Source organism: Chitinophaga sp. YR573 (assembly GCF_900110995.1).
GTDB lineage: Bacteria > Bacteroidota > Bacteroidia > Chitinophagales > Chitinophagaceae > Chitinophaga.
In genome coordinates, this window is sequence record NZ_FOJF01000001.1 from 3,053,634 (window position 1) to 3,068,960 (window position 15,327).

Genomic DNA, 15,327 nt, shown 5'->3' on the forward strand with positions numbered 1-15,327 from the left:
AGGAGCTTTGCATTTATAGCCGTGCAGATGAAACTTTTACTGATAGAAGATGAGCCCTCCGTAGTATCCTTCATCCGGCGATACCTTACAGAAGCAGGATATGATGTGAGTGTGGCCCTTGATGGGCAATCAGGGCTGGAGATGGCTACGGATAATACTTTCCAGCTGATTATCCTGGATGTGATGCTGCCGGGCATGAATGGCATTGCTGTCTGTAAGCAGTTGCGTAAACAGCAGAATGCTACGCCTATTCTCATGCTTACTGCTTTAGGGTCTACTGAAAATGTGGTAAGCGGCCTGGATAGTGGCGCGGATGATTATCTCGTAAAGCCCTTCAAACAAGCTGAGTTACTGGCGCGCATACGTTCTTTGCTGAGAAGGCAACCGGAAGCTGCGCCTGCGACTGCCAGTATTTTGAAGATAGCGGACCTGGAACTTGATCTGAATACGAAAAGTGCCAGTCGTTGTGACGAAACGATTGTACTTACTGCTACAGAATACCGGCTGCTGGAATATATGATGAGGAACCCGCGCAGGGTATTATCCCGCATGGAAATCCTGGAGAATGTGTGGGGTGTGGATTTTAATATGAATACGAAAGTGGTGGACGTATATGTAAATTACCTGCGTAAGAAGGTAAACCGTAAATCACAACCTGCACTCATCCAGACTGTAGTAGGGATGGGGTATATGCTGAAAGAAGAAGAATGAAGATCCGTTATAAGATATTAATCCTGTTTACTGTACTCACGGTGTCCATTATACTTTTAATGGCCACATTTGCCTATTTGCTTACTAACAGATACTCCTTTGAAGACTTCTACAAACGGCTGGAAATAAGGGCTTATATCGCAGCCAGGGCTGCTTTTACAAAGGATAAAGCTTATTCACAGATCAGAGCAGAACACCTGGAACGCCTGCCGCATGAACAGGAATATTTCCTTAAGGCAGACAGCACCCTGAAGATCCCCGCAGATAATAAACTATTGACTTCTCCTTCATTAAAAAATCTTCCGGCTTCATTCTATCGGGAGGTACTGGCTGCAGGCAAAGCGACATACAGGCATGAAGATACCTTCTATGAAGGCGTCCGTTATGTTAATGAGAATACGCCTTACATTGTTATTGTCTCCGCCCGTAATGACTACGGTTCTCAATACCTGGCAGACCTGCGTAAAGTACTGCTCTTATGCCTTGCTATTGCGGCTGTAGGCGTAGTTAGTGCCGGATTGTTCTTCTCCCGTTACATCCTGCAACCTGTAAGGGAGATCACTTCCCAGGTAAAGAATATCCGTGCACATAATCTGCACCTGCGCTTAAATGATCCCAATAGCGGAGACGAAATGAGTGAACTGGCCCAGACATTTAATAACATGTTAGACCGTCTGGAAACAGCCTTTGAAACGCAGAATAACTTCGTCAGCAATGCTTCCCATGAACTGGGAACCCCGCTTACGGCTATCATTGGCGAAGCCGAACTGGCGCTTAACAAACAACGCCCGGAAGATGAATATCGTCAGTCATTGCAGGTTATTCTGCATGAAGCAGATAGATTGGAACACATTACCAAGAGCCTGTTAAATCTTGCCCAGACAGGGTTTGATGGTAAGCGTCAGCAGTTTGAAAAGATCCGTACTGATGAACTGATCTTTAGTGTAAAGAATACTATAGACCGTATCAACCCTGATAACAAGGTTGAAATAGATTATACCATGTTACCTGAAGATGAAGACAAACTCTTTATAAAAGGTAACGCTCAGCTGCTGCAGCTGGCGCTGAGTAATATTGTACAGAATGCCTGTAAGTACTCAGATAACCGTCCTGCTTATATAGCGCTGGCGGCTACAGACAAAAGCAATGTGATCATTATAAAAGATAACGGGATAGGTATTCCTGCTCAGGATCTCCCTTTTATTTATGAACCTTTTTTCCGGGCCTCTAATACCAGCCGTTATAAAGGGTATGGTATAGGCTTACCATTAGCTCGTAATATTATTCGTCTGCATGGTGGAAATATGGTTGTAAACAGCCAGCAGGATGAGGGCACAGAAATCAGAATAACTCTTCCAACCAGTGCTGAATAGGGGAGAATGTTATGACAGTGTAGATTCGCAGATGTTGTTGATCGATAAATACACTGCATCTGACTGTTTAGTTCTCTGATTTAGCTTTGGAATATGGGCTCAGGATTTGTTTTTCAATTTAACTTCACCTAATATTCACGTCAGATAAGGTGTATTTATCGATCAACAACATCTGGTGCGAAGATTATGTAATCAAACTGAGGCACTACCTGTTAAATCTAATACTGGCCTGTATAACCGTTGTTTCTTACCAGATTCTTACCACATTTTTACCTCTTTTTTATCCTATCCTTACGGCTTACTAATCTCGTGCCGGTAGCTTTGTGTTATAAAACAAGGCATATGAAACATGTATTGATTCCTACAGATTTTTCCATCCGGTCACTTCGTGTAATACATAGCGTTATAGAGAAGTTCGGTAATGAGAAAATTACTATCGTAATGATGCACGCACTACGCATGCCTACATCTATTACAGACCTGATGATGCTTTCGCGCAGATCCGCTCACCAGGATTTAATCACAGATGATTATAAAGACGCCTGTGAAATCATCAGAAATAAATACGCATCGAACATAAAATTATTAAAAACAGAATTTCTGTTCGGTAATACCAGCGCAGTATTCAGGAATTTCCTGCAATATCAGAACATAGATATTATAGTATGTGCTGATACAGAAGAGTTCCGGTTAACAGGGAAAGACAGCTACAATCCGGCTGCTTTAATAAACAAAAGTAAATACCCTGTTTACCGCGTACCACTCGCACAGCGCAAGGAAAAGTTCCTGGTATCCGCTATGTCGGAGCTGTTTGAGGCTTGAAGTTTATCATAAAAAACGTTGTATATGTTGCTGAAAGAAAATATTCCCTTAAAATACGTTTTCGGGAAAATAAAGTATGAGGTATTGCTGGTGGCAGTGTACACGCTTTTTATAGTACTCCTGCACAGCCAGTTTAAGTTAACAAATATGGAAATCCCATTGGCAGTGCCAATGATAATGGGTACAGTCATTTCTCTGTTGCTGGCTTTCCGTTCCAACCAGGCATATGATCGCTGGTGGGAAGCACGTACCATATGGGGGGCCATCGTAAATGATTCACGCTCTTTATCAAGACAGATATTATCATTTATAGATGACCGGGAAGACACCGTATTATTCAGAGAAAAGCTGGTGCGCCGGCAGATAGCATGGTGTTATGCATTAAGTCAGTCATTGAGAGGACTGGATGCAAAAGAAGGACTTGAAAGACTGCTCTCCAAAAGAGAAATGGCTTTTATATCTAAATATACAAGTGTGCCAATGGCATTACTGGAACTGCATGCACGTGATCTGAACTATGCATTAAAACAGGAGTGGCTGAATGAATATCAGCAGGTGGAACTGGATAGAACGCTCAGTCGTTTATGTGATGCAATGGGAAAATGTGAAAGAATTAAGAATACGGTGTTCCCGGCTACTTACAGCCTGTATATCCATTTTTCTATGAACTTCTTTATACTGCTGTTACCTTTTGCATTGATACAGAATTTCGGTGTCCTGGCCATTCCAATGGTAGTAGCTATTTCAGCATCTTTCCTGCTGATAGAAAAAATGGCTATCCACTTACAGGACCCATTTGACAATAAGCCAACAGATACACCTATGACTGCTATATCACGCAATATAGAAAGAGATCTGAAGCAGATGCTGAATGATCACCAGATACCAGAAAGCGAGGCTGTTTATAAATACTACGTAATGTAAAAAAAGGAGGCTTGTAATCAGGCTGGATCGAAAGGGAAGGAATTAAGAAATCTTCGTGAGGAACCCTTGTTTAACTGGATTACTATAAGCAGGGGGCTCCTCTGGGGTGAGTGTTGAATCAAAGGTTGTTGTAGCAAAAAGGCTCCTTATGGGAGCCTTTTTGGTGTATTGACTCAGTTTGTTACATAATCATCTTCGGGCCGGATGTTGTTGATAAATACACCTTATCTGACGTGAATATTAGGTGAAGTTAAATTGAAAAATAGATCCTGAACCCATATTCCAAAGCTAAATCAGAGAACTAAACAGTCAGATGCAGTGTATTTATCAACAACATCTGGCAATCTACACTGTCATAACATTCAAACTAATTGTATATAGATCTTAGAATAATAATCCGCCTTCAGCTCTGGGAGTCTTACCCAGATGTTTATATGCCTTCTCAGTAACTTCTCTTCCCCTTGGTGTACGTTTAATAAATCCTTCCTGTATCAGGAAAGGCTCATACACTTCTTCAATAGTACCGGATTCTTCTCCTACTGCAGTGGCAATAGTAGTGATCCCCACAGGCCCGCCTTTAAAGTTTTCTATAATAGTCAGCAGGATACGGTTATCCATCTCATCCAGTCCATACTCATCCACATTCAACGCCTTCAGGCTGTATTGAGCAATATCAAGATCTATCACCCCATTCCCTACTACCTGTGCAAAATCACGAACACGGCGTAACAGGCCATTGGCAATACGCGGAGTTCCGCGGGAACGTCGTGCAATCTCCATTGCAGCATCCGAAGTGATCTTGGTTTGCAGTAAACCTGCAGCACGCCAGATGATCTTCTGTAAGGTAGCCGAGTTATAATATTCCAGTCTGGATTTAATCCCAAAGCGGGAAAGTAAAGGCGCTGTCAGTAACCCGGAACGGGTAGTAGCCCCTATAAGTGTAAAAGGATGTAAAGTGATCTGTATAGACCTTGCACTCGGACCCGTATCAATCATGATATCGATACGATAATCTTCCATGGCAGAATACAGGTATTCCTCCACCACATTGCTCAGGCGGTGTATTTCATCAATGAACAGCACATCTCTTTCTTCCAGATTGGTGAGCAATCCTGCCAGGTCTCCCGGTTTTTCAATTACCGGTCCTGACGTTTCACGGATGTTCACCCCCATCTCTGTAGATACTATACGGGAAAGCGTGGTTTTACCCAAACCCGGAGGGCCATGGAATAAAATATGGTCCAGCGCTTCTCCCCGCAGCTTGGCCGCCTTGATAAATATCTTCAGGTTATCAATGATCTGGTCCTGCCCGGAGAAATCGACGATTTCTTTCGGCCGTATGCTGTTCTCAAACTCCTTTTCTGCCGCACCCGGGCGGTTTTCTTCTGGTCTTAGCGGATTAGACATATCAGGGCGAAAGTTACCAAAAATATGGCCAATGTTTCATATATTGTATATGACGGTTGACCGCAAAGTACTCCATTATGAAAAAACAATACATCCTGATAAATGCCCTGTGCTTTTTCTCTATGTGCACCACTGCACAGGATATCAAAGAAAAAGAAGTAACAAGGATCATTTCAACATTAGCTGCCGATGATATGCAGGGGAGAAAAACATTCACTCCCGGCGCTGAAAAAGCGGCCACCTTTATAGAACAGGAATTCACCAAAGCAAAACTGCAACCCTTCCCCGGGAATAAAGGCTTCCGCCAGGTATTCTCCCACTACGAAGTAAAACCAGGTATACAGCAACTCTGGCTGAACGGACATACACAACCGGGAGGTGACAGGGTACTGGTACTGGGGGCCGCTTCTCATGTGGAATGGAATCAGGATACCCCCCTGGAAAGTATTCAGGTAAAATCCGGCGATAACTTTTACGAACAGCTGGAAAAACTGCTGCGTGGAGCGAAACGTAATACCATTGTATGGGTAGACTCTGCGCATAACAAAGAATTCACCAGTTATAATCATGGCATACAGGAAACCGGCAGGCACTTGTTAGACAGTGGAAAAACGGTAGTCATGATACTGAAAACTGCGGCAGACAGCGCTATTCAAACCTGGGCCGTAAAAGCAGATCAGCAGGTAACACCACTGCCGCTCTTTAATGTGGTAGGCATGATCCGTGGTGCTACCAAACCAGAAGAATATGTCATCTTCTCTGCACATTATGATCACCTGGGTATCCAGCCACCGGAGGCAGGGGACAGCATTGCCAATGGGGCAGATGATGATGCCAGCGGGATTACTGCCATCATTTCCATGGCGAATTATTATAAGAAACAGCCGGCACCGGCCCGTACTATATTATTCATTGCATTTACGGGAGAAGAGATCGGTGAATATGGATCGCATTACTATGCTGCACATGGAGATCCTGCTGCTGAGAAGATAATCGCTATGTTCAATATAGATATGCTGGGTAAGGTCTCTAAATTCGGGAAGAACAGTATTTTCGTCACGGGTTATGAACGTTCAGATTTTGGGGAAATCCTCAAACGTAATGTAAAAAACACGCCTTTCCAGGTATACCCCGATCCTTATCCGGATCAGCATCTCTTTTACCGCGCGGATAATGCAGCGTTAGCAAAATTAGGCGTACCAGCACATACTATTTCTACTGCCCGTATAGATACGGATACGTTGTATCACAACGTAGGGGATGAGGTGAAAACACTTGATTTAGCTAACCTCACCAACGTAATAAAGGGAATCATTACCAGTGCACGTAGCATCGTAAACGGAACAGATACCCCTAAACGTGTGGATAAGAAGAAGGTGTGATCATCTGTAAGATCAGATCAGGGTCCGGGCAATTCGATAAATACTTTTCTCTTTTACTGTACTGGCATACACCGGGATAATCACCTTGTAGCCCTTCCATATCTATGATCAGCTGGAAGTGTAAATGAGGGGGCCAGTGACCGTTTTCTTCAATAGTTCCAAAGTGGGCTATCTGTTGTCCGGCGACTATTTTCTGACCATCCTGTAAATCTTTTAAATCGGCTAAAGAGAGATGTCCGTATAAAGTATGAAAAGTAAATTCTTCCAGCTGATGTTTCAAAATAATTGTAGCTCCATAGTCTCCATGCTGGTCATTGAAACGGAAGCTGTGAATTTCTCCATTTAAAGGTGCAAATACGGGCGTACCAGCTTCTCCCCATATGTCTATACCCAGGTGCAGGCGACGCGGTTCTTCTCCCGTATCAAAATGCGCACTGCGGGCATATATAGTGCGGTGTTCTGCATATCCTCCAATTCCAAACCGGCAGTGATGATGTGCTAATTCTTTAGATACATAATCTGAGAATAACTGTACATCATCCAGTATCTCTGGGGTGAGTGCGGTATTGGCAGCTGTGAAGTCCATAGGAAGCAGCTTGTCCTGTAAAGGATTGTACAATACTATCGGCTGAAAGGGCTGGTGCCGCTGTAACAGGTTACTAAGCATAAGTTTTTAAAATGAGAATGATCAGTTACGAAGGTCGCAACTGATCATTCAGGTACAATCTTTATAGAAATCAGATCACAATATTGATCATCTTTCCTTTCACAATTATCATTTTCTTCAATGGTTTTCCTTCCATCCACTTCAGTACAGTTTCATTTGCCAGCACTGTTTCTTCAATCACGGTATTTTCGAGATCCAGTGCAAAGCTCAGCTCTGTACGGGTTTTACCATTTACAGCTATCGGATAATTGAATGCGCTTTCCTTCACATATTTCTCTTCAAATACAGGGTAAGGAGCATCCAGTATGCTGGAAGTATTACCCAGTAAATGCCAGAGTTCTTCACTCACGTGAGGAGCATAAGGCGTTAACAGGATCAGTAAAGGCTCCAGTATGCTGCGTTTGTTACTTTTCAGTGTACTCAGTTCGTTTACACAAATCATGAACTGGCTCACTGCTGTATTATAAGAGAAATGCTCGGTATCGGCATCTATCTTCTGAATAGTTTTATGTAATACTTTCAGCTCTTCCGGAGTAGCTGCTGCATCTTTTACGATCAATCCTTTCTGCTCATCAGCATATAATCTCCAGAGTTTTTTCAGGAAGCGGTGCACTCCTTCAATACCTTTGGTTTCCCATGGTTTGGATTGTTCTACAGGGCCAAGGAACATCTCGTACATACGGAAAGTATCAGCACCATATTTCTCTACAACAACATTGGGATCAACTGTATTGAATAAACGCTTACTCATTTTCTCCAACTGTGTACCACAAAGGTATTTACCGTTTTCGAGTACAAACTCAGCGTTACTGTAATCAGATTTCCATTTCTTAAATGCTTCAATATCCAGCTCTACACCATCTACAATATTTACATCCACATGTAATGCATCTGTTTCGTACTGGTCTTTCAATCCAAGGGAAACAAACGTATTTGTACCACGTACACGATATACCAGGCGGGAACTTCCGCCTATCATCCCCTGGTTGATCAGCTTTTTATAAGGCTCATCAAAACCAATCTCACCAAGATCATACAGTGCTTTTGTCCACAGACGGGAATACAGCAAATGCCCTACAGCATGTTCTGTACCACCTACATACACATCCACCTGGTTCCAGTAGTCGGTTGCGCTACGGTCTGCAAATGTGGAAGTATTATGAGGATCTGCATAACGGAGGAAGTACCAGCTGCTGCCCGCATAACCGGGCATAGTATTGGTCTCACGTTTAGTATCCGCATCGATATTTACCCAGTCAGTGATGTTGGCCAGTGGCCCTTCGCCTTCTTCTCCGGGTTTATAATTCTCTACATGTGGCAATGTTACAGGCAGATCTTTTTCTTCCAGTGCATATGGAATACCGTTCCTGTACACAATAGGGAAGGGTTCGCCCCAGTAGCGCTGACGGCTGAATCCGGAATCCCTCATCTTGTAATTGATCTGGCGTTTGCCAATACCCATGCTTTCTATCTTATCTGCAGCAATATCCATTGCAGCCTTCATATTCACACCATTGAGGAAGTCGCTGTGTTGTAAGATAGCGTCCTTGGTAGGATTGGCTTCTTCACCGTTAAACGCATCTCCTATAATGTTTGTGATAGGAATATTGAAGTGTTTGGCAAAGAGAAAGTCGCGCTGGTCACCACATGGCACCGCCATAATAGCACCGGTACCATAACCTGCCAATACGTATTCAGAGATCCATACAGGAATGAGTTTGCCATTAAATGGGTTCACCGCATACGCACCGGTAAAGGCTCCTGTGATAGATTTTACTTCAGCCATACGTTCTCTTTCGGAACGGCTTTGTACATAATCCAGGTATTTCTCTATTTCCTCTTTTTTGTCCGGAGTAGTAATCTTCCCTACTAACTCATGTTCAGGAGCTACCACCATAAAGTCAACACCGAAAATGGTATCAGGGCGGGTGGTATATACTGTCAGAACGTTATCTGCGTTGCCATCAATTTTAAACGTAATCTCAGCGCCCTGGCTCTTACCGATCCAGTTACGCTGCATTTCCTTCATGGCATCGCTGTAGGCAACTGTTTCCAGCCCTTCCAGCAGGCGATTCGCATATTCAGTGATACGCAGGAACCACTGACGCATTTTCTTCTTAACCACGGGATGACCACCGCGTTCACTCACACCATTCACTACTTCATCGTTGGCCAGTACGGTACCCAGTGCTGCGCACCAGTTTACTTCCGCATAAGCCAGGAAGCCCAGGCGGTAATGCATGAGTATTTCCCTTTGCTGTGCTTCCGGGTATTGTTTCCATTCGGCAGCAGTAAAGGAAATGGTACGGTCGCCGGGGCATTCATGGCCCGCATTACCGTTACTTTCAAAAAGGGCAATCAGCTTATCTATTCCTATAGCTTTTTGTTGGGAACGGTCGAACCAGCTGTTAAACAGCTTCAGGAATATGGATTGTGTCCATTTATAATAATTAGGATCGCTGGTATTGATTTCTCTTTCCCAGTCGAAGCTAAAGCCGATATTATCCAGTTGTTTACGGAAAAAGGCTGTATTCTGCGCAGTTGTTACCGCAGGATGTTGTCCTGTTTCCAGGGCATATTGTTCTGCCGGCAGGCCAAAGGCGTCCCATCCCATAGGATGCAGCACATTAAAGCCTTTCAGTCTTTTATAGCGGGCATAGATATCCGATGAGATATATCCCAGCGGATGGCCTACGTGCAGGCCTGTTCCCGAGGGGTAGGGGAACATATCCATTACATAACATTTCGGTTTGGGGCTGTTGTTGCTTACCCGGTAAGCATGGGTCTTTACCCAGTGTTCCTGCCATTTTTTCTCAATAGCCCTGAAATTATATTCCATATTTCTGATTATCTGACTAACTTAAAATAACGTTAAAGGATGACAAAAGTAAACATAACTGCTAATTTTTGTTATTTTCGCCTGTAAACGGTAGATTAATGGCGCAGCAACCCGGTAAATCATCTTCAAAAAAATCTAAACCTTCCTATTTATATTCCATTATTGGAGTAGCGCTGGTATTATTCCTGTTAGGAATTCTTGGATTGATAGTGATACATGCCAATAAACTAAGTGAGTTTTTTAAGGAAAGCATTGAAATCCAGGTGATTTTAAGGGATAATGTAAAAGAAGAGCAGGCAATTGCCCTGAAAGACTCCATTGCCCAGAGACCGTATATCAAATCGATCGAGTACGTTTCCAAAGATATGGCGGCCCAACGCTTTAAAAAGGAATTCGGCGAAGATTTCATCAATCTCTTACAATACAATCCGCTATACGCCAGTATCAATATTAAAGGTAATGCGCGTTATGTGAATCCGGACAGTCTCAAAATTATTGAAGCTAACCTTACACAGCAAAGCATCGTAAGGGAAATTTCCTATCAGCGTGTGCTGGTAAGCAAACTGAATGAAAATGTGAGAAAGATCGGTCTGGTGATACTGGGCGTAAGTTTACTCCTGGCCCTGGTAGTGATCTTCCTGATAGATAATACGATCCGTCTGGCTATGTTCAGCAACCGTTTCCTCATCAAAACCATGCAGATGGTAGGGGCGACACGCTGGTTCATTGCCAAACCATTCGATATCCGCAGTATTATTAACGGCGCCCTGAGTGCCATACTGGCTATTGCAGGATTAGTGGGCATTTTATATTTTGCAGACCAGCTGTTGCCTGAGCTTGGCAGCATGCGGGACTACTTCATGATTACGGTATTATTCCTGGGAATGATCATCATCGGTATCTGTATATCGCTGGTAAGCACCCACCGTTCTGTTATGAAGTACCTGCGTCTGAAACTCGATGATCTCTATTGATAATTTCAACATACTATGAGTAAAGAAACCAAACAAATCGAAAAAACAGTGACAGACAGTAATCCTGTTTTCGCAAAAGATAACTATAAGATCATGATAGCGGGACTGGTAATTACTGTGATCGGTTTCCTGTTAATGATGGGTGGTTATACTGATGATCCTAATCATTTTAAACCTGAAGAAGTGTACAGCTTCCGCCGTATTACCGTTGCTCCTACAGTAATAGTACTCGGTTTGCTCGTAGAGATTTATGCTATCATGCGTAAGCCTAAGAAAGCATAGGACCTGCAGCTATTAAATAATTCTGGCGATGAACGTTCATCGCTTTTTTTTTGATAAACAAGCTAAGATGTCATGGGCACACTGGATGCTATCATTATTGCAATTATTGAAGGACTTACCGAATTCCTGCCTATCTCTTCCACCGGGCATATGATCATCGTCAGTGCTCTGCTGGGGATCAATAAAGACGAATTCACCAAGTTGTTTGAAGTATGTATCCAGTTAGGCGCTATCCTGGCTGTAGTTGTATTATACTGGAAGAAATTCTTTGTATTTGATAAGAACAGGCTGAACTTTTACATCAAGTTATTCCTGGCGGTACTCCCGGCGCTCATCATCGGTTTCCTGCTGGCAGATAAGATCGATGCTTTATTAGAAAGCCCGCTGGTAGTAGGTATTACCTTACTGGTTGGTGGTATTATCCTGCTTTTCGTGGACAACCTGTTCACCAAACCCGAGATAGATCATGATGAGCAGATCAGTTTTTTCCGCGCCATCCGTATCGGTTTCTGGCAATGTATTGCCATGATCCCGGGGGTAAGCCGCAGCGCTGCCACTATTATTGGTGGTATGCAGCAAAAGCTGACCCGCAATGTAGCTGCTGAGTTTTCCTTCTTCCTGGCTGTTCCTACCATGGCTGCTGCCACCGGTTACAAACTGCTGAAAGAACGTGAACTGCTGATCTCTCATCCGGAAAATATCAAGTTATTACTGATAGGAAACGTGGTGGCTTTCATCGTAGCTATGATCGCTATTAAGTTCTTTATTACTACATTAAAAAAATACGGCTTCAGAGTATGGGGCTATTACCGTATCATAGTAGGGATTGCGATCCTGGTAGCTATTGGTATGGGGTATAAATTATCCATATAAATAATATTTTTTGTGAGCGGTCTGACAACTGAAAGGTTGTCAGACCGTTGTTTTTTTAAACCTATACTTCTGATAATGAGAATTATTCCGCTATTCCTTTTTCTATTACTGTTTGTAACCAGTATCTCTGCACAACGTAATTATGTTCCAGCTGTTATCACAAACCTGCAGGGAGACTCTCTCCGGGGATTTATTGATTACCGTAACTGGAATATTGCACCATCAGAGATCAGCTTTAAAACAAGTTTGTCTGACGATAAAGTACAGCATTTTGGTCCTGGTGATATCAGGGCTTTTCGTATAGCAGAACCGGATGAAACAAATGTAAGCAGGCAGATCAGAATGGATGTTACCAGACAGGATATACAGGCACTGACTGCACCCGTTGAAAGGGTATTCCAGGATACACTTGTTTTCATACGGGTACTCGTTACAGGTACCTATAATCTGTATGTGTATACGGATAAAAATGCCAGGACCCATTATATCTATGAGGCTTCCGGCAAGCCGGAAAGTGCTACGGACCTGGAGCATGTAGTAGCATTTGTATCCAATAGTTCCACTGGTGGAATTTATGAGGGCAAAACCTATCAGCAACAATTGTCTACCCTGTTTGCAGATTTTCCTTCTGTTGCTAAACGTGCATCACATGTGGCATACAGGGAGAATAATCTGGTAAATCTTTTCGAAGAATACAATCACTCGAAGGTTGTCAATGCTAAAGAACCTTTTGTAAAGAAGAAAGAAAAAGCTGGAGTGCTATTTGGTGTAATGGCAGGCGCTTCCTTTAACAGCTATAAATTTTCCGGCCCGTCCAATATTTTTGATGGGAGCAGCTATAATTCTTCTACAAGCCCTATAATAGGGGTCTTTCTGGATGTGCCATTTGGCAGAAACAGAGGGCAGTTTGTGTTGCACAATGAGGTGTTCTATAAAGAGGTAAAGGCAGATGGTACAGCGAGAGATAAGTCTCCGGTAAACCTTGATTTTTCTTATTTGCAGATAAGCACGATGTTCCGTTACGTTTATCCTAAAGGAGTAATCAGACCATTTGGAGATATAGGGATGGGTAATTCATTTGTGATCTCTACAAAGGAGAACAAAATTATAAGAACTTCGGGTTCGGGCAGGGCTGTAGATGCTATTGATGGCCCACGTAAACTGGAGCAATCCATACTTATCGGTCTGGGAGTACTTGTTCATAAACTGAGTTTTGAAGCAAGATATGCCGGCAGTAATGGAATGTCTGGTATGGTTAACAATAGTGTAACTATTGATTCCTACCAGCTGATTGTAGGGTATCGCTTTTAAAGCGTTACCCTTTCACTGCCAGTAACAATTCCAGATCTGTATATTTCAGTTTGAACTTTTCGCTTAGGTGGTAGTTGGTGAGAGCGCCTTTGTAAAGATAAATACCGTTACGTACGCCGCGCTTTATCCATACCAGGTTCTCAAACCCGCCATCATCTGCAGCTTCCAGTAAGAGTGGCATCAGTACATTACTGATAGCCTGGGAGGCGGTACGGGCAAATCCTGATGGGATATTAGGTACGCAGTAATGTACTACGTCATATTTCTTGAATACCGGATTCTCATGACTGGTAATCTCCGATGTTTCAAAGCACCCCCCACGGTCTATACTTACATCTACAATCACAGCGCCGGCCTTCATATTGCTGACCATAGATTCGGTAACAATAATAGGAGTACGGCCGCTCTGGGAAGAGAGTGCACCAACTGCCACATCAGCAGTACGCAGTTGTTCTCCCAGTACTTTGGGCTGTATAACAGAGGTGAATAAACGTACGCCTATGTTATTCTGTAAGCGCTTCAGCTTATAAATATTATTATCAAATACTTTTACGGAAGATCCCAGTGCCAGGGCGGTACGGGCAGCAAATTCGCCCACAATACCAGCTCCTATGATCACTACTTTGGTAGGAGGGATACCGGTGATACCACCTAACAGGATGCCCTTTCCTTTGTTACCATTACTGAGGTATTGCCCTGCCAGCAGCATTACTGCCCCACCGGCAATTTCACTCATCGCACGTACAATCGGGTAGGTACCTGAATCGTCTTTCAGGTTTTCGAAAGAAAGAAGGGTGATACGTTTCTCCATCATCTTCTGTACCTGTTCTGCTTTCAGGGCAGCCAGGTGAATAGGGGAGATTACAATCTGGTGAGGGCGCAGCAACTCAATTTCCTCATCACTCAGCGGAGCCGATTTTACAATGATTTCCGCCTTAAATACTTCCTTTTTATCATACAGGATCTCTGCACCGGCTTCTGAAAAGTCTGTATCGTAGAAGTGAGAACCGTCGCCGGCTTTATGTTCTACTACGATATGATGACCATTATTAGCCAACACACCAACAGCATCAGGCGTTAACGCGATGCGGTTCTCCTGGAAGGAGGTTTCTTTTGGTATACCTATAAATAAACGGGAGTTTTTTTGAGGAATATCCAACGTTTCTTCCAACGGTGAATATGTAAAGCCAGCACTCACAACAGGTTTTTGCCTTTGCTCCATATTAGTATCAAGATTGATCCGGGTGATTATTACCTTATCTCCAAAGATACAATATTTGTTCACAGCAATTATCTGGCACGTAAAAGCCTTTTTTTGTCCGGTAAAACGGTTAACTGCAACCGGACTGTGTCTGGTGGCAGCAAGGAAGCGATAATATCCGGCCATTCTATAAAGCAAATTGCGCCAGGCTGGTAAATTGTATCCTCTACACCGGCAGCAATCGCTTCTTCCTCATCCCGTAAACGGTACAGGTCCAGGTGGTAGATGGGCTGCTGATCGGCAGATATATATTGGTTGATGATAGAAAACGTAGGACTGGCAGTCGCATCTGCTACCCCTTTAGCGGTGCACAGGGCCTTCACGAAAGTGGTTTTACCCGCTCCCATAGCCCCTTCCAGTGTAAATACATGTTGTTCCCTGTAATATTGCCAGAAACTGAGGGCAGTAGCCGGCAATTCTTCTTCAGAAAAGATCCATTCCATAGCGTAAATTTAAATAATGCATTGCTACTCCGTTGCATTAATATTTTATTCACATAAA

General features: G+C 43.3%; 14 protein-coding genes. 9 read left to right on the top strand and 5 right to left on the bottom strand.

The genetic code is table 11. From position 1 onward, the window contains the following. The first annotated feature begins 27 nt into the window (after nt 1–27). The 4 genes from BMW86_RS12890 to BMW86_RS12905 all read left to right on the top strand — a co-directional run bounded on the left by BMW86_RS12890 (nt 28) and on the right by BMW86_RS12905 (nt 3,830). A complete protein-coding gene (locus BMW86_RS12890; RefSeq protein WP_089782166.1) occupies nt 28–711 on the top strand; it encodes a response regulator transcription factor in 684 nt (227 codons plus the stop codon). After that, the gene (locus BMW86_RS12895) at nt 708–2,084 is read left to right on the top strand and encodes a HAMP domain-containing sensor histidine kinase (RefSeq protein ID WP_089782167.1); all 1,377 of its coding nucleotides are present in this window, start codon (nt 708–710) and stop codon (nt 2,082–2,084) included. The genes BMW86_RS12890 and BMW86_RS12895 overlap by 4 nt, the downstream gene beginning before the upstream one ends. Before the next feature lie 342 nt (nt 2,085–2,426). Beyond that, nucleotides 2,427–2,906 carry a hypothetical protein gene (locus BMW86_RS12900; protein ID WP_089782168.1) on the top strand — a complete coding sequence of 160 codons (480 nt, stop codon included), beginning with the start codon at nt 2,427–2,429 and terminating at the stop codon, nt 2,904–2,906. A gap of 24 nt (nt 2,907–2,930) precedes the next feature. Then, the gene (locus BMW86_RS12905) at nt 2,931–3,830 is read left to right on the top strand and encodes a bestrophin family protein (protein ID WP_089782169.1); all 900 of its coding nucleotides are present in this window, start codon (nt 2,931–2,933) and stop codon (nt 3,828–3,830) included. Nucleotides 3,831–4,214: 384 nt separating this feature from the next. On the opposite strand, the gene ruvB is transcribed toward BMW86_RS12905, so the two are convergent. Continuing rightward, nucleotides 4,215–5,237 (bottom strand): Holliday junction branch migration DNA helicase RuvB, encoded by a 1,023-nt coding sequence (gene ruvB / locus BMW86_RS12910; protein WP_089782170.1) that lies wholly within the window; start codon nt 5,235–5,237, stop codon nt 4,215–4,217. Nucleotides 5,238–5,314: 77 nt separating this feature from the next. Here ruvB and BMW86_RS12915 point away from each other — a divergent pair, with 77 nt between their 5' ends. Beyond that, complete coding sequence (locus BMW86_RS12915; protein WP_089782171.1) at nt 5,315–6,619, top strand: M20/M25/M40 family metallo-hydrolase; 1,305 nt, start codon at nt 5,315–5,317, stop codon at nt 6,617–6,619. Here BMW86_RS12915 and BMW86_RS12920 read toward each other — a convergent pair. Both BMW86_RS12920 and leuS read right to left on the bottom strand, forming a co-directional pair. After that, entirely contained in the window at nt 6,591–7,286 is a 696-nt protein-coding gene (locus BMW86_RS12920; protein ID WP_089782172.1) for a peptidoglycan DD-metalloendopeptidase family protein, read from the bottom strand. The two genes, BMW86_RS12915 and BMW86_RS12920, sit on opposite strands and share 29 nt — an antisense overlap. Before the next feature lie 70 nt (nt 7,287–7,356). Further along, the gene (leuS, locus tag BMW86_RS12925; protein ID WP_089782173.1) at nt 7,357–10,125 is read right to left on the bottom strand and encodes a leucine--tRNA ligase; all 2,769 of its coding nucleotides are present in this window, start codon (nt 10,123–10,125) and stop codon (nt 7,357–7,359) included. A gap of 98 nt (nt 10,126–10,223) precedes the next feature. On the opposite strand from leuS, the gene BMW86_RS12930 reads away from it, so the two are divergent. The 4 genes from BMW86_RS12930 to BMW86_RS12945 all read left to right on the top strand — a co-directional run bounded on the left by BMW86_RS12930 (nt 10,224) and on the right by BMW86_RS12945 (nt 13,565). Then, nucleotides 10,224–11,099 (top strand): cell division protein FtsX, encoded by an 876-nt coding sequence (locus BMW86_RS12930; protein ID WP_089782174.1) that lies wholly within the window; start codon nt 10,224–10,226, stop codon nt 11,097–11,099. Between the two features lie 15 nt (nt 11,100–11,114). Continuing rightward, nucleotides 11,115–11,381, top strand: a complete 267-nt coding sequence (locus BMW86_RS12935; protein WP_089782175.1) for a DUF3098 domain-containing protein — start codon at nt 11,115–11,117, stop codon at nt 11,379–11,381. A gap of 72 nt (nt 11,382–11,453) precedes the next feature. Beyond that, nucleotides 11,454–12,254, top strand: coding sequence for an undecaprenyl-diphosphate phosphatase (locus BMW86_RS12940; RefSeq protein WP_089782176.1), 801 nt, complete (start codon nt 11,454–11,456; stop codon nt 12,252–12,254). A gap of 75 nt (nt 12,255–12,329) precedes the next feature. Next, on the top strand, nt 12,330–13,565 hold the full coding sequence (locus BMW86_RS12945) for an outer membrane beta-barrel protein (protein WP_089782177.1): 1,236 nt from the start codon (nt 12,330–12,332) through the stop codon (nt 13,563–13,565). 4 nt (nt 13,566–13,569) lie between these two features. On the opposite strand, the gene BMW86_RS12950 is transcribed toward BMW86_RS12945, so the two are convergent. After that, entirely contained in the window at nt 13,570–14,787 is a 1,218-nt protein-coding gene (locus BMW86_RS12950) for an alanine dehydrogenase (RefSeq protein WP_089783665.1), read from the bottom strand. A 68-nt stretch (nt 14,788–14,855) separates the two neighbouring features. Continuing rightward, nucleotides 14,856–15,269, bottom strand: a complete 414-nt coding sequence (gene tsaE / locus BMW86_RS12955; protein WP_089782178.1) for a tRNA (adenosine(37)-N6)-threonylcarbamoyltransferase complex ATPase subunit type 1 TsaE — start codon at nt 15,267–15,269, stop codon at nt 14,856–14,858. Between the last annotated feature and the right edge of the window lie 58 nt (nt 15,270–15,327).

Coding starts and splice junctions, on each gene's coding strand:
- tsaE (WP_089782178.1), bottom strand. CDS start 15,269: ATGGAATGGATCTTTTCTGAAGAAGAATTGCCGGCTACTGCCCTCAGT.
- ruvB (WP_089782170.1), bottom strand. CDS start 5,237: ATGTCTAATCCGCTAAGACCAGAAGAAAACCGCCCGGGTGCGGCAGAA.
- BMW86_RS12900 (WP_089782168.1), top strand. CDS start 2,427: ATGAAACATGTATTGATTCCTACAGATTTTTCCATCCGGTCACTTCGT.
- BMW86_RS12920 (WP_089782172.1), bottom strand. CDS start 7,286: ATGCTTAGTAACCTGTTACAGCGGCACCAGCCCTTTCAGCCGATAGTA.
- BMW86_RS12935 (WP_089782175.1), top strand. CDS start 11,115: ATGAGTAAAGAAACCAAACAAATCGAAAAAACAGTGACAGACAGTAAT.
- BMW86_RS12915 (WP_089782171.1), top strand. CDS start 5,315: ATGAAAAAACAATACATCCTGATAAATGCCCTGTGCTTTTTCTCTATG.
- BMW86_RS12940 (WP_089782176.1), top strand. CDS start 11,454: ATGGGCACACTGGATGCTATCATTATTGCAATTATTGAAGGACTTACC.
- BMW86_RS12950 (WP_089783665.1), bottom strand. CDS start 14,787: ATGGAGCAAAGGCAAAAACCTGTTGTGAGTGCTGGCTTTACATATTCA.
- BMW86_RS12895 (WP_089782167.1), top strand. CDS start 708: ATGAAGATCCGTTATAAGATATTAATCCTGTTTACTGTACTCACGGTG.
- BMW86_RS12945 (WP_089782177.1), top strand. CDS start 12,330: ATGAGAATTATTCCGCTATTCCTTTTTCTATTACTGTTTGTAACCAGT.
- leuS (WP_089782173.1), bottom strand. CDS start 10,125: ATGGAATATAATTTCAGGGCTATTGAGAAAAAATGGCAGGAACACTGG.
- BMW86_RS12905 (WP_089782169.1), top strand. CDS start 2,931: ATGTTGCTGAAAGAAAATATTCCCTTAAAATACGTTTTCGGGAAAATA.
- BMW86_RS12930 (WP_089782174.1), top strand. CDS start 10,224: ATGGCGCAGCAACCCGGTAAATCATCTTCAAAAAAATCTAAACCTTCC.
- BMW86_RS12890 (WP_089782166.1), top strand. CDS start 28: ATGAAACTTTTACTGATAGAAGATGAGCCCTCCGTAGTATCCTTCATC.